We start from the raw sequence: 24,973 nt of genomic DNA on the forward strand, positions 1-24,973 counted from the left end.
CCATGACACGCCAATTCGACAAGTCCCGCCTGCCGTCCCGCCACGTCTCCGTCGGTCCGGAGCGTGCGCCGCACCGCAGCTATTATTACGCCATGGGTATCCAGGAAGAGGATATCGCCAAGCCGTTCGTCGCGCTGGCGAGTGCGGGCAACAACTCCGCGCCCTGCAACACCACGCTCGATGCACAGGCCGATGCCGCGCAGGGCGGGGTGATCCGGGGCGGCGGCATGCCGCGCCGGTTCAACACCATCACCGTCACCGACGGTATCGCCATGGGCCATCAGGGCATGAAGGCCTCGCTGGTCAGCCGTGAGGTGATCGCCGATTCGGTCGAGCTGTCGGTGCGCGGCCATTGCTATGACGCGCTGGTCGGCTTTGCGGGGTGCGACAAGTCGCTGCCCGGCATGATGATGGCGATGCTGCGCCTGAACGTGCCGTCGATCTTCGTCTATGGCGGCTCGATCCTGCCCGGCCGGCATCACGATCGCGACGTGACCGTCGTCGACGTGTTCGAGGCGGTCGGCCAGCATGCGGCGGGCAACTGCCCGCTCCACGAGCTGATCGCGCTCGAAAAGGTCGCCTGTCCTGGGCACGGCGCGTGCGGCGGTCAGTTCACCGCCAACACCATGGCCTGCGTCGGCGAGGCGATCGGCCTGTCGCTGCCCAACAGCAACATGATGCCCGCCCCCTTCCTCGACCGCCATGGCATTGCCGAGGCGGCGGGCGAGCAGGTGATGGAGCTGGTCGCGCGCAACATCCGTCCCCGCGACATCTGCACCCGCGAAGCGTTCGAGAACGCCGCGCGCGTGGTCGCCGCCACCGGCGGCTCGACCAATGCGGGGCTTCACCTGCCCGCCATGGCGAACGAGGCGGGGATCGACTTCGACCTGTTCGACGTCGCCGAAATCTTCAAGACCACGCCCTATATCGCCGACCTGAAGCCCGGCGGCCGCTATGTGGCCAAGGACATGTATGAGGCGGGCGGCGTCTATATGCTGATGAAGACGCTGCTGGCGGGCGGCTATCTGCACGGCGACTGCATCACCGTCACCGGCAAGACGCTGGCCGAGAATATCGACGAGGTGACGTGGAACCCCGACCAGAAGGTCATCTATGACGTGAAGACCCCGATCACGCCGACCGGCGGGGTCGTGGGCCTGCGCGGCAGCCTGGCCCCCGAGGGCGCGATCGTGAAGGTCGCCGGCATGAAGCGCCTTCAGTTCGAAGGCGTCGCCAAGGTATTCGACTGCGAGGAAGACGCTTTCGCCGCCGTCGAGGCGCGTGAGATCACCGACGGCACCGTGGTCGTCATCCGTTATGAAGGCCCCAAGGGTGGCCCCGGCATGCGCGAGATGCTGTCGACCACCGCCGCGCTCTATGGCCAGGGGCTGGGCGAGAAGGTCGCACTCATCACCGACGGGCGTTTCTCGGGCGGTACGCGCGGCTTTTGCATCGGCCATGTCGGGCCGGAAGCGGCCGATGGCGGCCCGATCGCGCTGGTCGAGAATGGCGACACTATCCGCATCGATGCCGAGGCGGGGACGATCGATCTCGTCGTCGCCGAGGACGTGCTGGCCGAGCGGCGCGGCCGCTGGACCCCGCGCGTGAACGATTACCAGTCCGGCGTGTTGTGGCGCTATGCCCAGAATGTCGGCCCGGCGCATCAAGGCGCGGTTACTCATCCCGGCGCCAAGTCCGAGCGCCATGTCTATGCGGATATCTGATGCCGCCTGTCTAGCCGGCGCGATCGTGCTGGCCGGATGTTCGTCGGGACAGGACGGGGAGGGCGGCGCGACGGCGTCGTCCCCCGAAAAACCCGGTCTCGCGATCGAATGCGCGTTGGGCGGCGCGCAGACCTTCCAGCGTGATTGCACCGTCGAGCAGAGTGCAGCGGCAGAGGCGGTGATCCTGACGGTGCGTCATCCCGATGGCGGCTTTCGGCGATTGCAGGTGACCCAGGACGGACGCGGCGTGGCGGCGGCCGATGGCGCCTTGCCGGCGCTGGTGTCGGTGGAAGGCGACCGACAGATCGGCGTGACGGTCGGGGCGGACCGCTATCGCCTGCCGGCGACCGTCTCCGCGCGATGATCCCGATCGACGGTCAGCCGGTCCTGACGGCCGAGCAGATGCGCACGGCCGAACAGCGGCTATTCGATAACGGCCTGGCCCCAACCAAACTCATGCAGCGCGCAGGGGAGGCGGTCGCCCGGTCGGTGGCGCGTTTGGCGGCGGGCCGCGCGGTTCTGGTGCTGTGCGGCCCCGGCAACAATGGCGGCGACGGCTATGTCGTGGCGGCCACCTTCCAGCGCCTGGGCCTGCCCGTCCGCGTCGCGGCGACCGGCGCGCCTCGTACCGACAGCGCCGTCTGGGCGCGCGGCCTTTGGAATGGCCCGGTCGAAAGTCTCGACGCGACGGAGCCTGCGCCGGTCCTGATCGATGCCCTGTTCGGCATTGGTCTGACACGGGCGTTGGACGCATCGGTTCAGGCCGGGCTGTCACGGCTGGCGGCTGCTGCGACCCTGCGTATCGCGGTCGACCTGCCGAGCGGCGTGGGCAGCGATGACGGCCACCTGTTCGGTGATACCCCCCGTTTCGATGTGACGCTGGCGCTGGGGGCGCTGAAGCCAGCCCATCTTCTGCAACCATCGGCCAGCATCATGGGCGCGGTACGGCTGCTGGACATCGGGGTGCCGGCGAATGGGCGGAGCCGTGTCCTGATAAGGCCGACTCTCCCCGAACCCGATGCCACCTCGCACAAATATAGCCGGGGCATGGTGGCGATCGTCGCCGGATCGATGTCGGGCGCCTCCGAACTCGCCGCAACCGCCGCCGCGCGCGCAGGTGCGGGCTATGTCCTGCACTTGAGCGATGCGCCGCAACAGGCGGGTGCCCATCCCCATGCCATCGTCCGCCGCGCCTTTCAGGCCGACACGCTGATGGACGACAGGATCGGCGCCATCGTGATCGGTCCCGGCCTGGGGCGTGACGAAGGGGCGCGGGCCAAGCTGGGCGCGGCGCTGGGGAGCGGTCGTCCGCTCGTCATAGACGGCGATGCCTTGCGACTGGTCGATGCCGAGGCGCTCCGCACGCATATCGGCCCGAAGATTTTGACGCCCCATGGCGGCGAGTTCACCCATTTGTTTGGGGACAAGGGCGGCGCCAAGACGGATGCGACGCGCCGAGCGGCGAAGCGGACCGGCGCGGTCGTCGTCCATAAAGGTGCCGATACCGTTATCGCCGCTCCCAATGGTCGTACCATCCTGTGCCCCGAGGCCAATTCCTGGCTCTCGACCGCCGGCACGGGCGATGTGCTGGCAGGCGCGATCGGCGCGATGCTGGCCGCAGGGCTGGAGCCACTGGCCGCCGCAGAGGCGGGGGTATGGTTGCACGGACAGGCGGCGCGCCGCTGCGGACGCGCTTTCATCGCCGATGACTTGGCAGACGCGCTTTCCGCCGTCAGAGGCTGATCGCATGAGCGATATTATCATCCGCGTCGCCGCCCGTGGCGACGGCGTGACCGAGAATGGGCGTCATGCCGCCTTTGCCGCCCCCGGCGACACCCTGTCCGCCGATGGCAGCGTAGTGCCGGGCCCGCATCACCAGACGCCGCCCTGCGGCCATTTCCCGCGCTGTGGCGGTTGCCAGCTCCAGCATCTGGATGACGAAAGCTATGCCGGCTTCGTCACCGACCGGATCGCCTCCGCGCTCGACGCGCAGGGGCTGACCGCTCCGTTGCGGCCCGCGCATCTCTCGCCCCCGCGCAGCCGCCGCCGCGCGACGCTCCACGCCGAGGCGAAGGGCGGACGTGTGATGATCGGCTTTTCGGAGGAGAAGAGCCACGCGATCGTCGACATCGCCGAATGCCACATCCTCGCCCCCGAACTCTTCGCACTGGTCGCGCCGCTGCGCGCCCTGCTCCAGCGATGGGGGTTCAAGCGGCGCGGTGACGTGCATCTGGCGCTGGCCGATCAAGGCGCCGACATTCTGGTCACGAGCTTCTGGCCCGACGGGCTGGAGGCGGCCGAGGCGATCATCGCCTTCTGCCAGCGCCACGGCGTCGCACGCTTCTCGGTCGATGACGGGTTGGGCGCCGAAACCCGGTGGGAACCCGAACCGGTGACCATCACGCTGGGCGGCGTCGCGGTTCCGTTGCCGCCGGGCGCGTTCCTGCAGGCGACGCGGGACGGCGAGGCGGCATTGGTCGCGGCGGTGCGCGAGGCGGTCGGCAATCCCCGCACGACGGCCGACCTGTTCGCCGGGCTGGGCACCTTCGCGCTCGCGCTGCCAGGCAAGGTCTATGCCGCCGAGGGCGCGCGCGATGCGATCCTGTCGCTGAAAGGCGCAGCCAATGCGCAGCATCGCCCGGTCTTCGCCGAGCATCGCGACCTTTATCGCCGGCCGCTGACCAAGGCCGAGCTCGACCGGTTCGACGCGATCGTCCTCGATCCGCCGCGTGCCGGCGCGCGCGATCAGGCCGAGGCGCTGGCCAGCGCGGCGGTCGGCGCGGTCGCCTATGTGTCGTGCAACCCGTCCAGCTTCGCGCGCGATGCGCGGATGATGGTCGACCAGGGCTGGTCGCTCGAATGGGTGCAGCCCGTGGGGCAGTTCCGCTGGTCGACCCATGTCGAACTGGCGGCGTGCTTCGTGCGTCAGGCGTCGCCCGGATAATCTGCGCGCACGAAGAACAGCCCGTCCGACGGCGCATTGAGACCGAGCCTGGACCGGTCCTGCGCCACCAGCGCGGCGCCGACATCGTCCGGGGTCCAGCGGCCCATGCCGACCAGTGCCAGGCATCCGACCATCGAGCGGACCTGATGGTGCAGGAAGGACCGGGCGGCGGCCCGGATATGGAGTCGCTCGCCGATCCGCTCGACCGACAACAGGTCGAGCGTCCGCACCGGGCTGTCCGCCTGGCAATGCGCCGAGCGGAAGGTGGTGAAGTCGTGCCGCCCGACCAGTCGCATCGCCGCATCGGCCATGGCGATATGATCCAGCGGCTGCGGCACCTGCCATGCCAGCCCTGCTTCGTGGGTCAGCGGCGCGCGGCGATTGACGATGCGATACTCGTACGACCGCCGGATGCAGGTGAAGCGCGCATGCCAGTCGTCGGCCACCGCAACGCAATCGAGCACGGCGACCGGTGCCGGGCGGATACGTGCGTTGATCGCCTCCATCAGACGGAACGGGGTGATCGTCTTCTCGATGTCGACATGCGCGCGCATCGCCAGGCCATGGACACCCGCATCGGTCCGCCCGGCCGCGTGGACGGCGGAACGCTCACCGGTGACGGCGTGGATCGCGTCCTCCAGCGCCTGCTGCACGCTGGGGCCATGCAACTGGCGTTGCCAGCCCATGAAGGGGCGACCGTCGAATTCGACCGTCAGCGCGAAACGGGTCAAAGCCGGGTACCCGCCGGGATCGAAAACCCGCGCAGCAAATCCTCGGCGCTCGATACGCCACGCCCCGCGCGCTGAACCGTCACAGGGCGGAACGCGCCCTCGCCACAGGCGATGGTCAAACGATCGTCGAGCACCTCGCCCGCCATGCCGGATTGATCGATGACCTCGGCCGACAGGACCTTGATCCGCTCCCCCTCATGCTCGAACCAGGCTCCCGGCGCGGGGTGGAAGGCGCGGACCTGTCGCTCCAGTTCGATGGCGGGCCGGGTGAAATCGAGCCGCGTCTCGGCCTTGTCGATCTTGCCGGCATAGGTGATGCCTGCCTCGGGCTGTGGCCGTGCGGGATAGCGGTCCACATCCTCCAGCACCCTGACCATCAGTCGCGCCCCCATCGCCGCCAGTTCGTCGGTCAATGCGCCCGTCGTCTTGCGACCGATCGGGGTCGAATCCTCCAGCCGTACGGGGCCGGTATCGAGGCCCCCCTCCATCTGCATGATGCCGACCCCGGTCACCATGTCGCCCGCCAGGATCGCCCGCTGAATGGGCGCGGCCCCGCGCCAGCGGGGCAACAGCGAGCCATGGACGTTCAGGCAGCCGAGCCGGGGTGCATCCAGAATCGCCTGCGGCAGGATCAGGCCATAGGCTGCGACGACCGCGACATCGGCGTCGTGCGCCGCGAACGCCGCCTGCTCCTCCGGCCTGCGCAGCGACACGGGCGTGAACACCGGGATGCCGCGATTCTCCGCCGCCTGCTGTACCGGCGAGGCGACCAGTTGCCGCCCCCGCCGCCCGCCGGGACGCGGCGGCTGGCTATAGCTTGCGACGATGTCATGCCCGGCCTCGGCCAGCGCCGCCAGAACCGGGACGGCAAAGCCCGGCGTGCCCATGAAGATGATCCGCATGGCGCAAGCCTCTCTGCGCTGGCGGGACGGCGCGCAACCCCCTATCTGTTCCTGATGGCATCCCCCGAGATCGAGGCGCTGACCCAGGCGCTCGCGCGTATTCCCGGCCTAGGGCCCCGATCGGCCCGGCGCGCGGTTCTTCACCTGCTCAAGAAGCGGGAGGCGGCGCTCGCCCCGCTTCTCTCCGCGCTGGTCGCGGTTGAGGAGCGGCTGGAGACCTGTTCGACCTGCAGCAATATCGACACCGCCAATCCGTGCGCCATCTGCGCCGATCCCCGGCGCGATCCCGCCGCGCTGTGCGTGGTCGAGGAGGTCGCCGACCTGTGGGCGCTGGAGCGGTCACGGCTGTTTCCAGGCCGCTTCCATGTGCTGGGCGGCCGGCTTTCCGCGTTGGAGGGCATCCGGCCGGAAGATCTGGCGATCGACGCGCTGGTGCGGCGGATCGAGCAGGGCGGCATCGATGAGATCGTGCTGGCCATGAACGCCACGCTGGAGGGGCAGACCACCGCCCATTACATCGCGGAGCGGATCGAGCGTTTTCCGGTCCGCGTGACGCAGCTGGCGCATGGCCTGCCGGTCGGGGGCGAACTCGACTATCTGGACGAGGGGACATTGGCCCAGGCGCTCCGGGCACGGCGACCGGTGGTCTGACGCCCGGCTTGACGCTTTTGCCCTTGCGCCGTAGCGACACGGCCATGGCCATTCTTCCGATCGTCGAAGTTCCCGACCCCCGTCTGCGTCTCGTCTCCAAGCCGGTCGAGGCGGTGGACGATTCTGTCCGTCAGCTCGTCACCGACATGATCGACACGATGTACGACGCCCATGGCATCGGCCTGGCGGCGATACAGGTCGGCGTCGACAAGCGCGTGCTGGTCATCGACCTTCAGGAGGAAGAGGACGAGGACGGCAAGCCGGTCAAGAACCCCAAGGCCTATATCAACCCGGAAATCCTGTCGGTCAGCGACGAACTGTCGACCTACAACGAAGGCTGCCTGTCGATCCCCGAGCAATATGCCGAGGTGAAGCGGCCCGCGCGATGCCAGGTCAAGTGGCTGGACGAAAAGGGCGAGGCGCATGAGGCCGAGCTGGACGGTCTGCTCGCCACCTGCATGCAGCATGAGATCGACCATCTGAACGGCGTGCTGTTCATCGACCATGTCAGCCGGCTGAAGCGCGACATGCTGATGCGCAAGCTGACCAAGATCCGCAAGGGCTGAGGCCCGCCCACGAATAGGCCTGTTCGGGCGGGCCTGTTCGATCTATGTTCCGACCTGTTTCGAGTTTTGACAGGTTGAGATAATGCCCGAATTGATCGCCGTCGCGCTGTTGGCGCTGCTGCTGGGGGGACTGGCCGGCTGGCTGGTCGCACGCCGCAAGGCCGATGGCCTGGCGGCCGAGCTGGCGACGGCCAAGGCGCAGGCGGCTGAAATCCAGCCGCTGCGGACGGCGCGCGACACCGCCGAGCGCGAACGGAGCGATGCGCTGCAGGCGCTGGCCGAATTGCGCGGGCGGGCGGCCGATCTCGACATGATCCGCGCCGCGCGCGATGCGGTCGAGGCGGAGCGCAACGCGGCCTTGCGCGAGCTCGCCGAACTGCGCGCGCGGTCGCAGGAGCGCGAGACGGCCTATGCCCAGACGCTGGAGGCGCTGGGGCAGGCGCGTGAACAGATCAACACCCAGTTCGGCGAGGCGGCGGCGCGCGCGCTCGAAATCGCGCAACGCCAGTTTCTCGAGCGGGCCGAGGCACGCTTTCGACAGTCGGAGGAAGCGTCGGGGCAGACGCTCAAGGCGCTGCTCGATCCGGTTCACCAGCGCCTGCAACGCTATGAAGAGGGCGTGCGCAAGGTCGAGGACGAGCGCCGCGATGCCTTTGGCGAGCTGAAGGGCCAGATCGAGGCGATGCGGATCGGGCAGGAGCGCGTCTCGGGCGAGGCGGCCAAGCTGGTCAACGCGTTGCGCAACGCCCCCAAGGCACGCGGGCGCTGGGGCGAGCAGCAGCTGCGCAACGTGCTGGAAAGCTGTGGCCTGTCCGAACATGCCGATTTCCAGACCGAGGTCAGCGTCGCGGACGGCGAGGGCGGACGGCTTCGTCCCGACGCGATCGTGCGGGTGCCCGGCGGCAAGGCACTGGTGATCGACGCCAAGGTGTCGCTCAACGACTATCAGGATGCGTTCGGCGCGGTGGACGAGGTCGAGCGGCTGGCCGGCCTGTCGCGCCATGCCGCCGCGATGCGCGCGCACGTCAACGGGCTGGGCAACAAGAGCTATTGGAACCAGTTCGACGACGCGCCCGACTATGTGATCATGTTCGTGCCGGGCGAGCATTTCCTGTCGGCGGCGCTGGAGCATGACGCGACGCTGTGGGACTTCGCATTCGACAAGCGCGTGCTGCTCGCGACGCCGACGAACCTGATTGCGATCGCGCGGACGGTCGCCGCGGTGTGGCGGCAGGAGAAGCTGGCGCAGGAAGCGCGGCAGATCGGTGCGCTCGGCAAGGAGCTTTACGCGCGACTGGCCGTCATGGGCGGACATGTGTCGAAGCTGGGCAAGAATCTCGATACCGCGATGACCGCGTATAACGCCTTTGTCGGCAGTCTGGAGAGCCAGGTGCTGACCAGCGCGCGGCGGTTCGAGGCGCTGAACATCGACACCGGCGGCAAGGCGATCGACTCGCCGCCGATCGGGGAACAGGCGGTCCGGCCCTTGACCAAGCTGATGCCGGTGGCGGAGCTGACCGAGGCTGGAGACGGCGCTGAGGGTTCCTAAGGCTTTAGCGTGCCGGGCAAGCGAGTGAAGCGTTTGGTCGGGGAGGAATCCCTGCTGATGTGATCGCTAGGCTTGAGCCACCACCTCCGCTCGCACTGAGCGAAGTCGAAGTGCAAGAGAGAGAGCCTTTCGGCAGCGTTCATCCCTTGGCCTTCGACTTCGCTCAGGCTGAACGGGTGTGGGGGTGCTTCGGGTTCAACTTGCCGCCTGGCTTTTGCCCTGTTGGGCCGGCGAGTCATAGGCCAGGATCGCCGTAGCGACGGCCGCTTTAAGACTGACGACCTTGAGGCGGCATTTCAGAACCGGACCACCCCCTCCGTTCACACTGAGCGAAGTCGAAGTGCACGGGAGTCCCTTTCGGCCATGCTAATCCCTTGGCCTTCGACTGCGCTCAGGCTGAACGGGGGTGGGGGCGCTTTGGGGTTCAGCTCGCCTTCTTGCGGTCGCCCTGTTGGGCCGGCACGTCATAGGCCATGATCCCATGGAGACAGTCGAACTGAGACTGGCGGCCTTGAGGCGGCATTTCGGAACCCGGCCACCCCCTCCGTTCGCACTGAGCGAAGTCGAAGTGCATGGGAGCACCCGTCGGCCACGCTCACCCCTTAGCCTTCGACTGCGGTCAGGCTGAACGGAGGTAGGGGCTTGGGAGTTAGGCCGTCTTGCCGCCGCCCTGCTGTGCCAACACCTCATAGGCCATGACCGCCGTCGCGACGGCGGCATTCAGGCTGTCGGCCTTGCCCAGCATCGGGATCTTCACCAGCACATCGCACGCCGCCGCATAATCCGCCGGCATGCCCTGTGCCTCATTGCCCGTCAGCAGGAAGGTCGGCGCGGCATAATGGGCCGAGCGATAGTCTGTCTCGGTATCCAGGCTCAGCCCGACCAGCTGGCCCGGTCCCTGCCGCAGCCAGTCGAGGAAGGGCTGCCACTCGGTCTTCACGATCGGTACGGTGAACAGCGCCCCCATGCTGGCGCGCACCGCCTCGACCGAAAACGGATCGACGCACTCGCCGACCAGGATCAGGCCGCCCGCCCCGACCGCATCGCCGGTGCGCAGGATCGTGCCCAGATTGCCCGGATCACGAAGCCGCTCGGCCACCAGCCAGATGCCCGACGACGACCGGTCAAGCGTGTCGAGCGTCGTGCCGAGTTCCTCGAACACGCCGACCACGGCCTGCGGATTGTCCTTGCCCGACAGCTTGGACAGAATGTCGGGCGTCGTCTCGATCGCTTCGCCGCCGGCCAGTTCGACCGCGCGGACCAGCTGGCGCACGAGCGGATGGTCGGCCGATGGCTTGGCGAAGAACAACAGGGTCGGCAGCCGCCCCGTTTTCTTGGCTTCGGTCAGGATACGCAGGCCCTCGGCCAGGAACTGGCGGGCCTGCTTGCGGTGGCGCTTGTCGCGCAGGTCGCGGACCCACTTGATCAGCGGGTTGGAATAAGCGGTAATCTCGCGGGGCATATCAGTCTTCGCCGAACTTCGCTTCCACCAGCGCGGCCAGCACCGCGACCGTTTCGTCGGCGCCGTCACCGGCCGCGCTGATCGTGATGGTATCGCCCATCGCCGCGCCCAGCATCATCAGGCCCATGATCGAGGTGCCGGTTACCGTGCTGCCGTCCTTGCCGACACGCACTTCGCAGGGCTGGGTCGAGGCGAGCGTGACGAACTTGGCGCTGGCGCGGGCATGAAGGCCGCGGCGATTGGTGATGAGAACGGTGCGCGACTGTTCGCTCATGCGGCGGCCTCGCCCAGCACTTCGGAGGCGACCGAGATGTACTTGCGCCCCGCCTCGCGCGCGGCGGCGACGGCGTCGACGACCTGCATCGATTTGCGCGCCGATCCCAGCCGGATCAGCATGGGCAGGTTCATCCCCGCGATCACCTCGACCCGGCCGCGCTCCATCAGCGAGATGGCGAGGTTGGAGGGCGTGCCGCCGAACAGGTCGGTCAGGACGATCACCCCGCGTCCGGCATCGACCGCGCCGATCGCGGCGGCGATGTCGGCGCGGCGTTCCTCCATGTCGTCCTCCGGACCGATCGCGATGGTCGCGATCCGCTCCTGGGGGCCGACCACATGCACCATCGCGGTCACGAACTCATCGGCGAGCCGCCCGTGCGTCACCAGAACCAGACCGATCATGTCAGACACGCATATCCATCATTGCTTGGCCGGCCCGGCTTCCAGAGAGTCTTTCGGCGCGGCACTCAAATCACGATGCACCACCGTGGGGGAAAAACCGCTTTGGCGCAACCTTCGCGCGATCCGTTCGGCGACATGCACCGACCGGTGTCTCCCGCCGGTACAGCCGATCGCGATGGTGATATAGGATTTGCCGGACGCAATGTAGCGCGGCACCACCGTGTCGAGCAGCGACTCCAACTGGCCTAGCACCGTGTCATAGGCCGGGTCGCGCCGGATATAGTCGATCACGCCCTGGTCCAGTCCGGTGCCGGGGCGAAGCTCCGCCGACCAGTGCGGATTGCGCAGGAAGCGCATGTCGAACACCAGATCGGCGTTGCGCGGCAACCCGCGCGAAAAGCCGAAGGACATGACGGTCAGCACCGGCTCACTCAGCCCCTCCACCGCGTAATTGGCGCGGATCCACTGGCCCAGATCGTTGCTGGTCATGTTGGTGGTGTCGAGCAGGCGGTCGGCCATGTCGCGCAACGGCGCCAGGATCGCCCGCTCATGCGCGATGCCGTCATCCGCTGCCCGGTCGAGCGCCAGCGGATGGCGATGCCGGGTTTCGGCATAGCGGCGCTTCAACTCCTCGCCGCCGCAATTGAGGAACAGCGTCTCGATGGCGAGGCGGGGGCTATCCTTCAGGCGGCGAACGCGTTCGATGATCTGTTCGGGATCGAAGTCGCGGGTGCGCACGCCCAGGCTGATCGCCAGCGGTCGGTTCTTGCCCTCCATCCCGGCGGGGGGCGGCGCCTCGAGCAGGCTGTCGAGCAGGAACAGCGGCAGATTGTCGACTAGCTCCCAGCCCAGATCCTCCAGCGCCTTGAGCGTGGTCGAAGTGCCGGCACCCGACATGCCGGTGACCAGCAGGATACGTTTGCGATCCATCAGGGGCGTTCCTTGCGGTGCGATAGCAGAAGCTCGACCTTGATCGCGGCCGAGGCGGGGAAGGGGTTGAGGCGAACGATAGGGAGCGCGATGCCGGCGATGATCACCTGGGCCGGCTCCGGCAGGCGATCCTCCTCGCCCAGATCGACGACCAGCGCAACCGGTGCTTCGGGGCGGTGCGGCATCGCCACGATCCCGACGCCGCGCACCTCGATGCTCCCTGCGATCCGGTCGGGCGCCGCCACCCACAGCATGTCGTCGCGTGCGGTGGCATGGAGATAGTCGTCGCCGACCAGCACCGCGCCGCGATCGATCAGCCGCAGCGCCAGATCGGACTTGCCCGCGCCCGATGGTCCGCGCAACAGTACACCGACGCCGTCGATGGCGACGCAGGTCGCATGGATCAGCTCGGAACCGGGCGGGGGCATCGCCGGACCTAGGCTCCGGGCGCCAACGGCAGTCGCACGACGAAGCGTGCACCGCTCATCCGGTCTTCGCGTGATTCGACATGGATGCGGCCCTGATGCGCCTCGACGATGGTTCGCGCGATGGCCAGCCCCAGTCCCGAATGGCGGCCGAAGCTTTCGCCGCTCGGCCGGATCGAGTGGAAACGTCGGAAGATCGTCTCGCGCGCCTCTTCGGGAACGCCCGGCCCTTCGTCCTCGACGCGGACGATCACGTCATCCGTGTCGCGCGCCAGGCTGATCGCGACGATGCCCTCGTCGGGTGAGAAGGACAGGGCGTTGGCGATGAGGTTCTCGAACACCCGTTCCAGCCGCGCACCCTCGCCCGCGATGATCACGGGACCGGGATCGGGCGCGTCGAAGCGGAGGCGGATGCCGCGCTCCACGCCGCGCGTCTCGCGCTGGGCGATCATCCCCTGGATCAGCGCATGGAGATCGACCGGATCGAACTTGGCGCGGCTGAGCTGCGCGTCGAGGCGGGAGGCATCCGAAATATCGGTGATCAGCCGATCGAGCCGGCGCACATCGTCGCGGATGATCGCCAGCAACTGCGCCTGCAGCGCGGGGTCGCGGACCGCCTCCATCGTGTCGACGGCGGAGCGGAGCGAGGCGAGCGGGTTCTTGAGCTCATGGGTGACGTCGGCGGCAAAGGCCTCCGTCGCATCGATTCGCGCCCGCAGCGCCAAGCTCATGTCGGACAAGGCGCGGGCCAGCATCCCCAATTCGTCGCGACGATCGGGCAGACGCGGCACGACGACCTCACGCGCACGCCCCAGGCGAACGCGCACGGCGGCCCGTGCCAGACGTCGCAGCGGCCGAACGATGGTCCGCGCCAGGAACAGCGACAGCAGGATCGAGATCAGCGCGACCAGCGCCAGCAGGACGCTCAGCCGGAACCGCTCGATCCGGACCGTCTCGGTGATGAAGCGGGCATTCTCGGTCGTCATGATCGCGCCGCCGGCGGGCAGCGGTGCGGCCGCCGTGATCACCGGCGTGCGATCGGGGGCACGCCAGACCGAGGCGGCGATCGTCCCGCGCCGCGCCGCCATGACGTCGGGCCACTCTGCACCGCCGCGCCGCTCGCGATAGAGCGGGGGGCGGTCAGCGCCCACCACGGTATCGATCCCGGCGTCCAGAAAGCGGGCGATCACCTGGCCGAGGCCCTGCTTGTCGGGATCGCGCAGCACGAAATTGCGCACGCCCAGCGCGCGACTGTCGCCGACCAGCCTTCCTTGCGCATCGAAAATGCGCAGCCGCTCACCCGTGTCACGCGCCAGCCGCGCGATCAGCGCGTCACGTTCGGCCGGCTGGACCGAGGTCAAGGCCTCGCCGATTAGCCGCACCTCGCGCACCGCCTGTGCGACCCGGTTGTCGAGCAGCCGGGTGCGATACGAATCGAGATAGAAAAAACCGCCTGCGAGCAAGAGCAACGCGAAGATATTGAGCGCCAGAATCCGCTGGGTCAGCGAAATCTGGCCCGACCAGCGTAGCGCCAGGTCGGGAGCGTCACTCCTCGGAGAATCGGTAACCGGCGCCATAGAGCGTCTCGATGGCGTCAAACTCGGCGTCTACCTGCCGAAACTTGCGGCGCAGGCGCTTGATGTGGCTGTCGATCGTGCGATCGTCGACATAGATGTCGTCCTGATAGGCGGCATCCATCAACTGGTTGCGGGTGCGCACGATGCCGGGGCGCTGCGCCAGCGTTTCGAGGATCAGGAACTCGGTGACGGTCAGCGTGACCGGTTCCCCCTTCCACGTCACCTTGTGCCGTGCCGGGTCCATCGCCAGCTGTCCCCGGCTGAGCGGCCCCTGCGTTTCGGCGGCGGGCGCGCCGGGCATCTGGCTGCTTCCTTCCGAGCGGCGCAGGATGGCGCGGATGCGCGCGATCAGCAGGCGCTGGGAAAAGGGCTTGGCGATATAATCGTCCGCACCCATCGCCAGGCCGAGCGCCTCGTCCAGCTCGTCGTCCTTGCTGGTCAGGAAGATGACCGGGATCTGGCTCTTCTCGCGCAGCCGGCGGAGCAGTTCCAGCCCGTCCATGCGCGGCATCTTGATGTCGAAGATCGCCAGATCGGGCGGATTGTCGATCAGCGCCTTCAGCGCGGCTTCGCCATCGGCATAGATGCGGGTCAGAAACCCCTCCGCCTGAAGCGCGATGGAGACGGAGGTCAAGATGTTGCGGTCGTCATCGACCAACGCGATCGTCGCGGTCATGCGGGGGACTTTCCGGGCAAGCGATCGGCCATGGCCCTCGGTTAGGCCAAAGCGGGACACGGCTCAACCGTCTTCGCATGACGAGGTGTTTGACGTGTTAAACGTTTCGGCTAATAGGCGATCCAGCGCATACGTATTCACATGCGATAACAAGGGCGTCACGCGGCTCGACCCACGGGCGCCAAGGGGAATGAGGACGCTTCAGATGAACGAACGGATTCCGGAAATCGGCCTTGAGGCGCAGGGGATCGAAACCCGCGCCACGTTGCACTGGAACCTCGTCACCGCGCGGTTGATCGAGACGGCGGTGGCGCGCGGCGAAGGCAAGCTCTCCGCCGATGGCCCGCTGGTCGTCGAGACGGGCGAGCATACCGGTCGTTCGGCGCAGGACAAGTTCATGGTCCGCGACGACGAGACCCGCGACACCGTCTGGTGGGGCAAGACCAACAAGCCGATGAGCCCGGACGATTTCGCCGCGCTGAAGGCGGATTTCTTCGCCGCGCTGGGGCAGAAAGAAGACCTGTTCGTTCAGGACCTGTACGGTGGCTCGCAGCCCGAGCACCGCGTCCGCGTTCGCGTCGTGACCGAGTTCGCTTGGCATAACCTGTTCATCCGCACGATGCTCGTCCGCCCCGAGGAGCATGAGCTGCGCAAGTTCGCCGCCGAATACACCATCATCGACCTGCCCAGCTTCCGCGCCGACCCCGCGCGCCATGGCTGCCGCTCGTCGACGGTGATCGCGGTCAACATGACCGAGAAGCTGATCCTGATCGGCGGCACGCGCTATGCCGGCGAGATGAAGAAGTCGGTCTTCGGCCTGCTCAACTATCTGCTGCCGACCACCGGCGTCATGCCGATGCACTGTTCGGCGAACATGGGCGCGGACGGTTCGACCGCGGTGTTCTTCGGCCTGTCGGGGACCGGCAAGACCACCCTGTCGGCCGATGCCAGCCGCACGCTGATCGGCGACGACGAGCATGGCTGGTCCGACACGGCGGTCTTTAATTTCGAGGGCGGCTGCTACGCCAAGATGATCCGCCTGTCGCCCGAGGCCGAGCCGGAAATCTTCGCGACGACCAAGCGCTTCGGCACCGTCCTCGAGAATGTGGTCATGGACCCGGTCACGCGCCAGCTTGACCTGAACGACAACAGCCTGGCCGAGAACAGCCGGGGCGCATACCCGATCGACTTCATCCCCAATGCGTCGAAGGACAATATGGGGGGCGTGCCGCGCAATATCGTGATGCTGACCGCCGACGCCTATGGCATCCTGCCGCCGATCGCGAAGCTGACGCCCGAGCAGGCGATGTATCACTTCCTGTCGGGCTATACCGCACGCGTCGCGGGCACCGAGATCGGCGTGACCGAGCCGGATGCGACCTTCTCGACCTGCTTCGGCGCGCCGTTCATGCCGCGTCATCCGTCGGTCTATGGCAATCTGCTGAAGGAACGCATCGCCAAGGGCGGCGTCGATTGCTGGCTGGTCAACACCGGCTGGACCGGTGGCAAGTACGGCGTCGGCAACCGTATGCCGATCAAGGCGACCCGCGCGCTGCTCAACGCCGCGCTCGACGGCAGCCTGAACCAGGTCGAGTTCCGTACCGACCCCAATTTCGGTTTCCAGGTGCCGGTCTCGGTGCCGGGTGTCGACGGGGCGATCCTGAACCCGCGCGATACCTGGGCCGACAAGGCGGCCTATGACGCGACGGCGGCCAGGCTGGTCGACTTGTTCAATGAGAATTTCAAGCAGTTCGCCGAGCATGTCGACGAGGGCGTCCGCGCGGCGGCGCCCAAGGTGACGGTCGCGGCATAACGCTGGCTGAGGGAAAGCGTTCTGGGGAGGGCGCTTTCCCTTGGCCTTGGCCTTCGACTGCGCTCAGGCTGAACGGGCGTTGGTGCATAGCCCTATAATCCGTTCAGCCTGAGCGAAGTCGAAGGCCACGCCCCAACGTCAGCCTCAATCCGACAGAGGCTCGACCAGCAACACCCCATTATCGACATGCGCGACCCGCAACCGGGTCCCGACTTCGGCAGCCGGCCCCCGCACCGGCCATTCGCCATCGCCCAGCCTTGCGCGCCCTTCGCCGCCGACGATCGGCATCGTCACCGTGACCACCTGCCCGCGCAAGCGGCGCACCGGCTCGTTCAGGACGGGCGCATCGCTGTCGACCGGGAAATCGCGATACCAGCGCCGCCCGATGACGACGCACACGATGCTCCAGATCGCGAACTCGACAAGCTGGAGCACCGGCGGCAGATCGGGGATCGCCCAGACGGTCAGCGCCGTCACGCCCGCCGCGATCGCCAGGAAGATCAGGAAGACCCCCGGCACGAACAGCTCGGCGATGCCCAGCGCCAGTCCCCCGGCCAGCCACAGCGCGGCGGGATCGAGATCGCCGATCGTCACGAACCGGACTGGTCGAACGGCCCCGGCTTGGTGGTGGCGCGGGGTGTGGTGACGGTGCCAGATTTGTGGGAGGCCAGCGCGTCCTTGGCCAGTTCGCCGATGCCGCCGAGCGTGCCGATCAACTGCGTCGCCTCGACCGGGAACAGGATGGTCTTGGCATTCGGGCTGGTGGCGAACTTGGCGACCGCCTCGACATATTTCTGCGCGACGAAATAGTTGATCGCCTGCGTGCCCCCTTGCGCGATGGCATCGGACACGACGCGAGTCGCCTTGGCTTCCGCCTCGGCCGCGCGCTCGCGGGCCTCGGAGTCGCGATAGGCCGACTCGCGCCGCCCCTCGGCCTCCAGGATGCGAGCCTGCTTCTGTCCTTCGGCGCGCAGGATTTCCGAGGCGCGCGACCCTTCGGCCTCGAGGATGTTCGCGCGCTTCTCACGCTCCGCCTTCATCTGGCGCGCCATGGCGTTGACGATGTCGACCGGCGGCCGGATGTCCTTGATTTCGACACGGGTGATCTTCACGCCCCAGGGCGTCGTCGCATGATCGACGACATTCAGCAGCCGCGCGTTGATCTCATCACGCTTCGACAGGGTCTCGTCGAGGTCCATCGAACCCATGACCGTGCGCAGGTTTGTCGTCACAAGGTTCAGCAGCGCGACATAGAGGTCGGACACCTCATAGGCCGCCTTGGGCGCATCCAGCACCTGGAAGAAGACGACCCCATCGGTCGAGATCATCGCATTGTCCTTAGTGATGATCTCCTGCCCCGGAATGTCGATCACCTGCTCCATCATGTTCACGCGGCGGCCGACACGGTAGAAAAAGGCGGGGTAGAAATTGAAGCCGGGCACGGCGGTGCCGGTGTAACGGCCGAAATGTTCGATGGTGTATTGATAGCCCTGGCGGACGATCTTGATCGACATCATCAGGTATAACAGCACCAGCAGCACGGCCAGCGCGGCGACGATCAAACCCATCGACATCTCTCCCAATCCATCGATCCGGGACGATCCTAGCATGGCGGTGCAGCAAGGGCCTAGCGGGAACGGCGCGCTTTGGTTACATGGCCCGCCACTTGTTCCCTCCGCAGGATTTGGCAGCCCCATGGATATCCGCCTCGGCCTCACCTTCGACGACGTGCTCCTCATACCCCAGGAGTCCGACGTTCTGCCGAGCAGCGCGGACACGCGCACGCAACTGACCCGCTCGATCGCGCTCAACATCCCCGTCCTGTCGGCGGCGATGGATACGGTGACCGAGGCCGACATGGCGATCGTCATGGCGCAGCTGGGCGGCATGGGCGTGCTCCACCGCAACCTTACCGTCGAACAGCAGGTCGCCGCGGTCCGTCAGGTCAAGCGGTTCGAAAGCGGCATGGTCGTCAACCCGATCACCATCTCGCCGACCGCCACGCTGTCGGAGGCACAGGCGCTGATGGCGCGGCACCGGATCAGCGGTATTCCCGTCGTCGAGTTCGACGGCCGTCTGGTCGGCATCCTGACCAACCGCGACGTCCGCTTCGCCGAAAATCCGAACCAGCCCGTGTCCGAGCTGATGACGCACGAGAATCTGGCGACGGTGAAGGTCGGCGTCGGTCAGGACGAGGCGCGTCGCCTGCTGCATGCGCGCCGCATCGAAAAGCTGCTGGTCGTCGATGACAGTTATCGCTGCGTCGGGCTGATCACGGTCAAGGACATCGAAAAGGCCGTCACCTATCCGTCCGCGACCAAGGATGCCGCCGGCCGCCTGCGCGTCGCCGCCGCCTCGACGGTCGGCGAGAAGGGCTTCGAGCGGACCCGCGCGCTGATCGAAGCGGACGTCGACTGCGTCATCATCGATACCGCCCATGGTCACAACCGCGACGTCGCGCGTGCGGTCGAGGCGGCCAAGAAGCTGTCCGACACCGTGCAGGTGATCGCCGGCAACGTCGCCACGGCGGCGGCCACCCGCGCGTTGATCGATGCGGGCGCGGATGCGGTGAAGGTCGGCATCGGGCCGGGGTCTATCTGCACCACCCGCGTCGTCGCCGGCGTCGGCGTGCCGCAGCTGACCGCGGTGATGGACTGTGCCGAGGAAGGCTGGAAGGCCGGCGTGCCGGTCATCGCCGATGGCGGTCTGCGCACCTCGGGCGACTTGGCCAAGGCGCTGGCCGCCGGTGCCGGCGCGTGCATGGTCGGCTCGCTGCTGGCGGGCACCGAGGAGGCACCGGGCGAGACCTTCCTGTATCAGGGCCGGGCATACAAGTCGTATCGCGGCATGGGTTCGGTCGGCGCGATGGGCCGCGGTTCGGCGGACCGCTATTTCCAGGGCGACATCAAGGATCAGATGAAGCTGGTGCCCGAGGGCATCGAGGGTCAGGTCGCCTATAAGGGGCCGGCGCGCGACGTCATTCATCAGCTGGTCGGCGGCATCAAGGCGGCGATGGGCTATACCGGTTCGGCGACGCTGAAGGATCTGCGTGAGCGGGCGCAGTTCGTCCAGATCACCGGTGCGGGCCTGAAGGAAAGCCATGTCCATGACGTGACGATCACGCGGGAAGCCCCCAATTATCCAACCCGCTGATTCGACGGACATCCGTTCATGACGCCCGCTGCCCGCACCCAGGCGGCGATCGAGTTGCTCGACGCCATCATCGCCTCCGCCGCGGCGGGCGGTGCGGCCGCCGACACGCTGATCGCCCGCTATTTCGCGACGCGCCGCTATGCCGGATCGAAGGACCGGCGTGCGGTGCGCGAGCTGGTCTATGCCGCCATCCGTCATGCCGGGCCCGTGCCGGCGAGCGGGCGGGCGGCGGTGCTGACGCTCGCCGACAGCGATCCCGCGGTGGCGGACAGCTTCGACGGGTCGACCCACGGGCCGGCTCCGATCGAGCCAGAGGAGCCGCGTGCGGCGGGCGGTGTCGCGCCGGCCTGGCTGGTGGCGGCGCTCGACCGTTCCGGGCTGACGGAAACGCAGCAGGCGGCACTCATCGACCGCGCGCCGCTCGACATACGGGTGAACAGCTTGGCGACTACGCGGGAGGCGGTGCTGGCCGAATGGCCCGACGCCGTACCGACGCCGCTAGCGCCCCTCGGGCTGCGGCTGCCCAGCGGTACGCCGGTCGAACAATCGGAGCTCTACCGCGCCGGATTGATCGAGGTGCAGGACGAGGGCAGCCAGCTCGTCGGTGCGGCGCTGACAGCAAAGCCTGACGAGTGGCTGGTCGATCTTTGCGCCGGGGCGGGCGGCAAGACGTTGCAGATCGGCGCGGCCATGGACAATCGTGGCGCGCTGCTGGCCTGTGACATCGACCGTGCGCGGCTTCAGCGCTTGGCCCCTCGCGCGGAGCGGGCCGGGGTGACGATCGTCGAAAGCCGGTTGCTCAATCCGGGACGCGAGCGCGAGATGCTGGCCGACTGGGCGGGCAAGGCCGATGGCGTGCTGATCGATGCGCCCTGTTCCGGAACCGGCACCTGGCGGCGCAACCCGGAGGCGCGCTGGCGGCTGACCCCCGATCGGCTCGACCGTCTGCGCGCCATGCAGGCGCAGGTGTTGTCGGTGGGTGCCGGACTGGTGAAGCCCGGCGGCCGGATGGTCTACATCGTCTGCTCGCTGCTCGACGCGGAAGGTTGCGATCAAGTCGACGCCTTTCTGGCGGCTAACCGGGGTTGGTCGGTGGAAGCGCCCACCGTGGGCACGCCGCATGGCGCCGGGCATCGGCTCGACCCGGCCACGCATGGCACCGACGGGTTTTTTGTCGCCTGCCTCCGGGCGCCATGCTAGCGTTCAACCAGTGCCCAGTCCGGAGTTCCTCATGCGTTTGACGTCCATGGCCGCCGCGGCCGCGCTGGCGGTGGTTTCCGTTTCGACCTCGCTCAGCGGACAGCGCCCCGATACCCAGATCGACGCGCGCTCGATGCAGCTGCTGGAACAGGGCCGGGCACAAAAGGCCGCCGGCAATCTCGACGGCGCGACCGATACGCTGGAGACGGCGGTCACGGTCGATCCGCGTAACCGTGCCGCCTTCATCCTGCTCGCCGAAGTAGCCGGCGCGCGTGGTTTGCCGGGCAAGGCGATCCGGCTGTATCGCGAAGCCCTGCTGCTCGACCCCAATGACCTGCGTGCGCTGCGGGGTCAGGGCGAGGCGCTGGTCCAGCGTGGCGCCGTGGCGCGGGCCAAGGACAATCTGACGAAGATCAAGACCCTGTGTAAACAGGACTGCGCCGACGCGACCGCGCTCGCCGCCGTCATCGCCAAGGGGCCGCCGCCGGTGACGACCGCGCAGGTGGAGACGAAGGTGCCGGCGAAAAACTGAGGTTTTATGGGTTGAGCAGGAGCGGGGTCTACCATTCCACCCCGTTCTCCGTTCCGCCTGAGCGAAGTCGAAGGCCACGCTCTACCATAGCGGCTATGCAAGGCGGAGCAGCGCTGACATCCCTTGGCCTTCGACTTCGCTCAGGCTGAACGGCGTTGGGGGGCTACTTGCATCCGGTGGCAGGCCACGCGTAACCAGCCGTTATCCCAACGCCCGTGCCAGGGCGACGAACTCCGCCACCGACAAGGTCTCCGCCCGGCGTGCGGGATCGATGCTGATCGACTCCAACGCCTCGACGGCGCCAGCGACAGGCTTCAGGCTCTGGCGCAGCATCTTGCGACGCTGGCCAAAGGCGGCGGCGGTCAACCGCTCCAGCGTCCGGAAGCTGACGCCCTCGGGCGCCGGGGCGGGCGTGATATGGACGACCGCCGACATGACCTTGGGCGGCGGCGTGAAGGCCGAGCGGTGGACCGGCATCGCGATCCGCGCCTGGCTGCGCCATTGGGTCAGCACCGCCAGCCGGCCATAGGCGGACTGGTCGGGCGCCGCGACGATCCGCTCGGCGACTTCCTTCTGGAACATCAGCGTGCAGGATTTCCACCAGGGCAACCACGCCCCCGACAACCAACCCACCAGCAGCGGCGTGCCGACATTATAGGGCAGGTTGGAGACGATATGCGGCTTCCCCTCGAACAGCTCGGGTGCGTTGATCCGCAGGGCGTCGCCCCCGATCACCCGCAACCGCCCCGGAAAGGCGTCCGACAATTCGGCCAATGCCGGGATGCAGCGTCGGTCGCGTTCGATCGCGGTGACGCGACCACCGGCCATCAGCAGCGCGCGCGTCAGGCCGCCCGGACCGGGACCGATCTCCAGCACCTCCTGATCGGTCAGGTCGCCCGGAATGGCGGCGATGCGCGCGAGTAGCTGTCCGTCGAACAGGAAATTCTGGCCAAGCGACTTGGAGGCCGACAGGCCATGGCGCGCGATGACCTCCCGCAAGGGGGGCAGGGGCGTGACAGGGTCCATGTCAGTTCGCCAGCGCGGCCCGGCGACGCGCGGCGTCCCCCGCCATGGCGATCGCGGCGATCATCGCGCCGGGATGCGCCTGGTCCTGCCCCGCGATACCGAAGGCGGTGCCGTGATCGGGTGAGGTGCGGACGATCGGCAGACCCAGCGTGATATTGACCCCCTCGTCGAAATGCAGCGTCTTGATGGGGATCAGTGCCTGATCGTGATAGCAGCAGAGTACCGCGTCATAAGCGGTGCGCGCACGCGGGTGGAACAGCGTGTCGGCCGCGAAGGGGCCGGTCGCGTCGATCCCCTCGGCACGCAGCTGCGCGATGGCGGGTTCGATCAGCTCGATCTCCTCGCGCCCGATCGTACCGCTTTCGCCGGCATGGGGGTTGAGCCCGGCAAAGGCCAGGCGCGGTGCGGTGATCCCGAAATTGCGGCACAGGCCCCGCGCCGTGGCACGGCCCTTGGCCACGATCAGTTCGACCGACAACAGGCCCGATACCGCTGCCAGCGGAACATGGGTGGTGATCGGCACGACGCGCAGGGACGGCCCGGCCAGCATCATCACCGCATTGGCCCCCGCGACACCGCAGCGCTCGGCGACGAACTCGGTCTGGCCGGGATGGGTGAAGCCGATATCGTAAAGCTGCGCCTTGCTGACCGGTCCCGTCACCAGCGCCGATGTCGCATCCGACCGGACGAGGCCGACCGCCAGTTCCAGCGCATGGAGCGCACACCGCGCGCCCTCGACATCGGGCTGGCCCGGTGTGATCTCGCCGGCATCGTCGACCGACAGGATCGGCAGCGCCTGGTCGAAGATCGACACCGCCGCACCGATGTCGCTCACCCGCGCGGTCGGGCCGTTCCATACCCTCTCGATCGCGCGGGCGTCGCCCACCGCGATGAAGGGGGGCAGCTGGGCGTCATGCCGTGCGGCCCAGGCCTTGGCGATGATCTCCGGCCCGATGCCGGCGGGATCGCCCATCGAGATCGCCAGAGGCCGGGTCATGGTCATCGCGTCGGTCACCGATACTCGATGACCGCGTCACGGCGGAGATCGCGCATCTTCTGATTGGCGCGCAGATTGACCCGCTGCTGCTCGACCTGGTTCTGGATCTGGTCGCTGGTCGGCAGGTTGCCCGAACGCGGTTCCTCGCGGTCGCACAGCACCAGCGAGCGGACGCCCTGTTCCGGCGAGCCGAAGGGCGGCGTCGCCTGGCCGATCTGCATCTTCAGCAGGATTTCCTGGAGCGGGGCGGGCAGCTGGCGGATCGTGACCTGATCATTGTCGACGACCTCGGCCTTCAGCGTCGTCGCCACGCGCTGCACGTCGCCGCAGCCGCGAATGGCCTGGGTCGCCTTGGCGAAGTCGGCCGCGCGCGCGGTCGCCTGCGCCTGGGTGGTGCCGGCGGGGAACTTGATCGTCAACTGCTTGAGCGACAGGCGCGAATCGCGCGGATCGGCGGTCAGCACCTGGCGCTTGTCGGTCAGGTACAGGATCGAGAAGCCGCCCGGAATCTGGATCGGGCCGGCGACCTGGCCGACCTGCATCGACTGCACCGCCGCCTGCAGCTCGGGCGGCAACTGCGCGCCGCGTACCCAGCCCAGATCGCCGTTCACCGCGCGCGTCGACGCCTCGGAAAAGCTGCGCGCGAAATATTCGAAGGGCTGCTGACCCTTCTGGATTTCAGCGATGATCTGGCGCGCATTGGCGAAGACCTGTTGCTGCGTGGCTTCGTTGGCGGAGAGGAAGATTTCCTTGAGGTTATATTCCTCGGTGCCCTTCGCCGCTTCCAGACGTGCGCGGATGGCGTTCACCTCTTCGTCGCCGACATTGACGAACGGCTCGACCCGCTTGCGCAGATAGCGCGCCCAGGCCAGCTCGCCTTCGATCTGGCGGCGCATCGAGCGATCCGATGATCCGGCCTCGCGCAGGAAGGCGCTCATCTGCTTCGGGGTCTTGCCGAACTGCTGCGAGAAGCGGGCATAGGCCTGATCGATCTCGGGCGCGGTCACCGTGATCTCGGCGGTCTTGGCCTCCTGGATCTGCAGCGTCTCGTCGATCAGCTGGCGCAGGATCTGCATCCGCAGACGATCGCGATCCTCGGGCGACAATTTGGTCACGTTGTTCAGCGCCATGGCCAGCGCCATGCGCTGGTCCAGGTCGGTGCCGGTCAGCACCGTATCGTTGACGATCGCGGTCGGCTTGCGGACATTTGGGTCCAGCTTGCCGAACAGCTGAAGATTGGACGGAATGTTCAACCCGCCGGTTTCGGGCACCGTCTGATCGGCCACCGTCTGCGCCATCGCGCCGGCCGCGACCGCCGCTAGCATCATGGCGGCGGCCCCGCGGAAGAAACGGTCCTTGTTACGAATGTCCTGCTTCACCGTGTTTGTGATCCTCATCACGCCTGCATGGGGCGCGTAACCGTCGCGATATGGGTCG

General features: G+C 67.6%; 25 protein-coding genes. 11 read left to right on the forward strand and 14 right to left on the reverse strand.

Annotated features, from left to right (window positions below; all coding sequences use genetic code 11):
- Positions 1-2 precede the first annotated feature (2 nt).
- The 4 genes from ilvD to ACQHGV_RS06790 are packed head-to-tail and all read left to right on the forward strand — an operon-like array spanning position 3 to position 4,668.
- On the forward strand, positions 3-1,724 hold the full coding sequence (ilvD, locus tag ACQHGV_RS06775; RefSeq protein ID WP_440979902.1) for a dihydroxy-acid dehydratase: 1,722 nt from the start codon (positions 3-5) through the stop codon (positions 1,722-1,724).
- Entirely contained in the window at positions 1,711-2,088 is a 378-nt protein-coding gene (locus tag ACQHGV_RS06780; protein ID WP_440979903.1) for a hypothetical protein, read from the forward strand. Before ilvD ends, ACQHGV_RS06780 begins: the two co-directional genes overlap by 14 nt.
- Complete coding sequence (locus tag ACQHGV_RS06785; RefSeq protein ID WP_440979904.1) at positions 2,085-3,467, forward strand: NAD(P)H-hydrate dehydratase; 1,383 nt, start codon at positions 2,085-2,087, stop codon at positions 3,465-3,467. The genes ACQHGV_RS06780 and ACQHGV_RS06785 overlap by 4 nt, the downstream gene beginning before the upstream one ends.
- A 4-nt stretch (positions 3,468-3,471) precedes the next feature.
- Positions 3,472-4,668 (forward strand): class I SAM-dependent RNA methyltransferase, encoded by a 1,197-nt coding sequence (locus ACQHGV_RS06790; RefSeq protein WP_440979905.1) that lies wholly within the window; start codon positions 3,472-3,474, stop codon positions 4,666-4,668.
- On the opposite strand, the gene truA is transcribed toward ACQHGV_RS06790, so the two are convergent.
- Positions 4,650-5,399 carry a tRNA pseudouridine(38-40) synthase TruA gene (truA, locus tag ACQHGV_RS06795; protein ID WP_440979906.1) on the reverse strand — a complete coding sequence of 250 codons (750 nt, stop codon included), beginning with the start codon at positions 5,397-5,399 and terminating at the stop codon, positions 4,650-4,652. The two genes, ACQHGV_RS06790 and truA, sit on opposite strands and share 19 nt — an antisense overlap.
- Positions 5,396-6,301: a methionyl-tRNA formyltransferase gene (gene fmt / locus ACQHGV_RS06800; protein ID WP_440979907.1), complete on the reverse strand. Its 906-nt coding sequence runs from the start codon at positions 6,299-6,301 to the stop codon at positions 5,396-5,398. Before fmt ends, truA begins: the two co-directional genes overlap by 4 nt.
- Before the next feature lie 54 nt (positions 6,302-6,355).
- Between fmt and recR the strand changes: the two genes are divergently transcribed.
- The 3 genes from recR to rmuC all read left to right on the forward strand — a co-directional run bounded on the left by recR (position 6,356) and on the right by rmuC (position 9,067).
- Positions 6,356-6,952, forward strand: coding sequence for a recombination mediator RecR (gene recR, locus ACQHGV_RS06805; protein WP_440979908.1), 597 nt, complete (start codon positions 6,356-6,358; stop codon positions 6,950-6,952).
- A 44-nt stretch (positions 6,953-6,996) separates the two neighbouring features.
- Positions 6,997-7,518: a peptide deformylase gene (gene def / locus ACQHGV_RS06810; RefSeq protein ID WP_183950805.1), complete on the forward strand. Its 522-nt coding sequence runs from the start codon at positions 6,997-6,999 to the stop codon at positions 7,516-7,518.
- 82 nt (positions 7,519-7,600) lie between these two features.
- Entirely contained in the window at positions 7,601-9,067 is a 1,467-nt protein-coding gene (gene rmuC / locus ACQHGV_RS06815) for a DNA recombination protein RmuC (protein WP_440979909.1), read from the forward strand.
- 649 nt (positions 9,068-9,716) lie between these two features.
- On the opposite strand, the gene ACQHGV_RS06820 is transcribed toward rmuC, so the two are convergent.
- From ACQHGV_RS06820 to ACQHGV_RS06850, 7 genes are read right to left on the reverse strand one after another with little or no spacing between them, the layout of a single operon-like run.
- Complete coding sequence (locus tag ACQHGV_RS06820) at positions 9,717-10,529, reverse strand: TrmH family RNA methyltransferase (RefSeq protein ID WP_440979910.1); 813 nt, start codon at positions 10,527-10,529, stop codon at positions 9,717-9,719.
- Position 10,530: 1 nt separating this feature from the next.
- Positions 10,531-10,803, reverse strand: a complete 273-nt coding sequence (locus ACQHGV_RS06825) for an HPr family phosphocarrier protein (RefSeq protein WP_183950808.1) — start codon at positions 10,801-10,803, stop codon at positions 10,531-10,533.
- Positions 10,800-11,207 carry a PTS sugar transporter subunit IIA gene (locus tag ACQHGV_RS06830; protein ID WP_007403466.1) on the reverse strand — a complete coding sequence of 136 codons (408 nt, stop codon included), beginning with the start codon at positions 11,205-11,207 and terminating at the stop codon, positions 10,800-10,802. The genes ACQHGV_RS06825 and ACQHGV_RS06830 overlap by 4 nt, the downstream gene beginning before the upstream one ends.
- 18 nt (positions 11,208-11,225) lie before the next feature.
- A complete protein-coding gene (gene rapZ / locus ACQHGV_RS06835) occupies positions 11,226-12,137 on the reverse strand; it encodes an RNase adapter RapZ (RefSeq protein WP_440979911.1) in 912 nt (303 codons plus the stop codon).
- Entirely contained in the window at positions 12,137-12,565 is a 429-nt protein-coding gene (locus ACQHGV_RS06840) for an HPr kinase/phosphorylase (RefSeq protein ID WP_440979912.1), read from the reverse strand. The genes rapZ and ACQHGV_RS06840 overlap by 1 nt, the downstream gene beginning before the upstream one ends.
- Positions 12,566-12,573: 8 nt before the next feature.
- Complete coding sequence (locus ACQHGV_RS06845; RefSeq protein ID WP_409786928.1) at positions 12,574-14,139, reverse strand: sensor histidine kinase; 1,566 nt, start codon at positions 14,137-14,139, stop codon at positions 12,574-12,576.
- Positions 14,108-14,815 (reverse strand): response regulator, encoded by a 708-nt coding sequence (locus ACQHGV_RS06850; RefSeq protein ID WP_440979913.1) that lies wholly within the window; start codon positions 14,813-14,815, stop codon positions 14,108-14,110. Before ACQHGV_RS06850 ends, ACQHGV_RS06845 begins: the two co-directional genes overlap by 32 nt.
- Positions 14,816-15,020: 205 nt before the next feature.
- On the opposite strand from ACQHGV_RS06850, the gene ACQHGV_RS06855 reads away from it, so the two are divergent.
- Complete coding sequence (locus ACQHGV_RS06855; RefSeq protein WP_440979914.1) at positions 15,021-16,628, forward strand: phosphoenolpyruvate carboxykinase; 1,608 nt, start codon at positions 15,021-15,023, stop codon at positions 16,626-16,628.
- Positions 16,629-16,772: 144 nt separating this feature from the next.
- On the opposite strand, the gene ACQHGV_RS06860 is transcribed toward ACQHGV_RS06855, so the two are convergent.
- Both ACQHGV_RS06860 and ACQHGV_RS06865 read right to left on the reverse strand, forming a co-directional pair.
- On the reverse strand, positions 16,773-17,222 hold the full coding sequence (locus ACQHGV_RS06860) for an NfeD family protein (RefSeq protein WP_440979915.1): 450 nt from the start codon (positions 17,220-17,222) through the stop codon (positions 16,773-16,775).
- Entirely contained in the window at positions 17,219-18,196 is a 978-nt protein-coding gene (locus ACQHGV_RS06865) for an SPFH domain-containing protein (protein WP_440980158.1), read from the reverse strand. The genes ACQHGV_RS06860 and ACQHGV_RS06865 overlap by 4 nt, the downstream gene beginning before the upstream one ends.
- Positions 18,197-18,323: 127 nt before the next feature.
- Here ACQHGV_RS06865 and guaB point away from each other — a divergent pair, with 127 nt between their 5' ends.
- The 3 genes from guaB to ACQHGV_RS06880 are packed head-to-tail and all read left to right on the forward strand — an operon-like array spanning position 18,324 to position 21,513.
- Positions 18,324-19,781, forward strand: a complete 1,458-nt coding sequence (gene guaB, locus ACQHGV_RS06870; RefSeq protein WP_183950815.1) for an IMP dehydrogenase — start codon at positions 18,324-18,326, stop codon at positions 19,779-19,781.
- Positions 19,782-19,799: 18 nt separating this feature from the next.
- Positions 19,800-20,981, forward strand: a complete 1,182-nt coding sequence (locus ACQHGV_RS06875) for an RsmB/NOP family class I SAM-dependent RNA methyltransferase (protein ID WP_440979916.1) — start codon at positions 19,800-19,802, stop codon at positions 20,979-20,981.
- Positions 20,982-21,012: 31 nt separating this feature from the next.
- Complete coding sequence (locus ACQHGV_RS06880; RefSeq protein WP_409786932.1) at positions 21,013-21,513, forward strand: tetratricopeptide repeat protein; 501 nt, start codon at positions 21,013-21,015, stop codon at positions 21,511-21,513.
- Positions 21,514-21,714: 201 nt separating this feature from the next.
- Here the strand turns inward: ACQHGV_RS06880 and rsmA are convergent, their stop codons facing one another.
- From rsmA to ACQHGV_RS06895, 3 genes are read right to left on the reverse strand one after another with little or no spacing between them, the layout of a single operon-like run.
- A complete protein-coding gene (gene rsmA, locus ACQHGV_RS06885) occupies positions 21,715-22,539 on the reverse strand; it encodes a 16S rRNA (adenine(1518)-N(6)/adenine(1519)-N(6))-dimethyltransferase RsmA (protein WP_440979917.1) in 825 nt (274 codons plus the stop codon).
- A gap of 1 nt (position 22,540) precedes the next feature.
- Complete coding sequence (gene pdxA, locus ACQHGV_RS06890; RefSeq protein WP_440980159.1) at positions 22,541-23,542, reverse strand: 4-hydroxythreonine-4-phosphate dehydrogenase PdxA; 1,002 nt, start codon at positions 23,540-23,542, stop codon at positions 22,541-22,543.
- A gap of 8 nt (positions 23,543-23,550) precedes the next feature.
- A complete protein-coding gene (locus ACQHGV_RS06895; RefSeq protein ID WP_440979918.1) occupies positions 23,551-24,933 on the reverse strand; it encodes a peptidylprolyl isomerase in 1,383 nt (460 codons plus the stop codon).
- Positions 24,934-24,973: the final 40 nt, after the last annotated feature.

This window comes from Sphingomonas pseudosanguinis (assembly GCF_052056765.1).
GTDB lineage: Bacteria > Pseudomonadota > Alphaproteobacteria > Sphingomonadales > Sphingomonadaceae > Sphingomonas > Sphingomonas pseudosanguinis.

Excerpts from the sequence above, each read along its gene's own strand:
- rapZ (WP_440979911.1), bottom strand. The coding sequence starts at position 12,137 with ATGGATCGCAAACGTATCCTGCTGGTCACCGGCATGTCGGGTGCCGGC.
- ACQHGV_RS06850 (WP_440979913.1), bottom strand. The coding sequence starts at position 14,815 with ATGACCGCGACGATCGCGTTGGTCGATGACGACCGCAACATCTTGACC.
- guaB (WP_183950815.1), top strand. The coding sequence starts at position 18,324 with ATGGATATCCGCCTCGGCCTCACCTTCGACGACGTGCTCCTCATACCC.
- ACQHGV_RS06780 (WP_440979903.1), top strand. The coding sequence starts at position 1,711 with ATGCGGATATCTGATGCCGCCTGTCTAGCCGGCGCGATCGTGCTGGCC.
- ACQHGV_RS06865 (WP_440980158.1), bottom strand. The coding sequence starts at position 18,196 with ATGGGTTTGATCGTCGCCGCGCTGGCCGTGCTGCTGGTGCTGTTATAC.
- ACQHGV_RS06855 (WP_440979914.1), top strand. The coding sequence starts at position 15,021 with ATGAACGAACGGATTCCGGAAATCGGCCTTGAGGCGCAGGGGATCGAA.
- ACQHGV_RS06785 (WP_440979904.1), top strand. The coding sequence starts at position 2,085 with ATGATCCCGATCGACGGTCAGCCGGTCCTGACGGCCGAGCAGATGCGC.
- rmuC (WP_440979909.1), top strand. The coding sequence starts at position 7,601 with ATGCCCGAATTGATCGCCGTCGCGCTGTTGGCGCTGCTGCTGGGGGGA.
- recR (WP_440979908.1), top strand. The coding sequence starts at position 6,356 with ATGGCATCCCCCGAGATCGAGGCGCTGACCCAGGCGCTCGCGCGTATT.
- ilvD (WP_440979902.1), top strand. The coding sequence starts at position 3 with ATGACACGCCAATTCGACAAGTCCCGCCTGCCGTCCCGCCACGTCTCC.
- ACQHGV_RS06875 (WP_440979916.1), top strand. The coding sequence starts at position 19,800 with ATGACGCCCGCTGCCCGCACCCAGGCGGCGATCGAGTTGCTCGACGCC.
- ACQHGV_RS06830 (WP_007403466.1), bottom strand. The coding sequence starts at position 11,207 with ATGATCGGTCTGGTTCTGGTGACGCACGGGCGGCTCGCCGATGAGTTC.
- ACQHGV_RS06820 (WP_440979910.1), bottom strand. The coding sequence starts at position 10,529 with ATGCCCCGCGAGATTACCGCTTATTCCAACCCGCTGATCAAGTGGGTC.
- ACQHGV_RS06895 (WP_440979918.1), bottom strand. The coding sequence starts at position 24,933 with ATGAGGATCACAAACACGGTGAAGCAGGACATTCGTAACAAGGACCGT.
- ACQHGV_RS06845 (WP_409786928.1), bottom strand. The coding sequence starts at position 14,139 with ATGGCGCCGGTTACCGATTCTCCGAGGAGTGACGCTCCCGACCTGGCG.
- ACQHGV_RS06880 (WP_409786932.1), top strand. The coding sequence starts at position 21,013 with ATGCGTTTGACGTCCATGGCCGCCGCGGCCGCGCTGGCGGTGGTTTCC.
- ACQHGV_RS06840 (WP_440979912.1), bottom strand. The coding sequence starts at position 12,565 with ATGCCCCCGCCCGGTTCCGAGCTGATCCATGCGACCTGCGTCGCCATC.
- def (WP_183950805.1), top strand. The coding sequence starts at position 6,997 with ATGGCCATTCTTCCGATCGTCGAAGTTCCCGACCCCCGTCTGCGTCTC.
- ACQHGV_RS06825 (WP_183950808.1), bottom strand. The coding sequence starts at position 10,803 with ATGAGCGAACAGTCGCGCACCGTTCTCATCACCAATCGCCGCGGCCTT.
- fmt (WP_440979907.1), bottom strand. The coding sequence starts at position 6,301 with ATGCGGATCATCTTCATGGGCACGCCGGGCTTTGCCGTCCCGGTTCTG.
- pdxA (WP_440980159.1), bottom strand. The coding sequence starts at position 23,542 with ATGACCATGACCCGGCCTCTGGCGATCTCGATGGGCGATCCCGCCGGC.
- ACQHGV_RS06790 (WP_440979905.1), top strand. The coding sequence starts at position 3,472 with ATGAGCGATATTATCATCCGCGTCGCCGCCCGTGGCGACGGCGTGACC.
- rsmA (WP_440979917.1), bottom strand. The coding sequence starts at position 22,539 with ATGGACCCTGTCACGCCCCTGCCCCCCTTGCGGGAGGTCATCGCGCGC.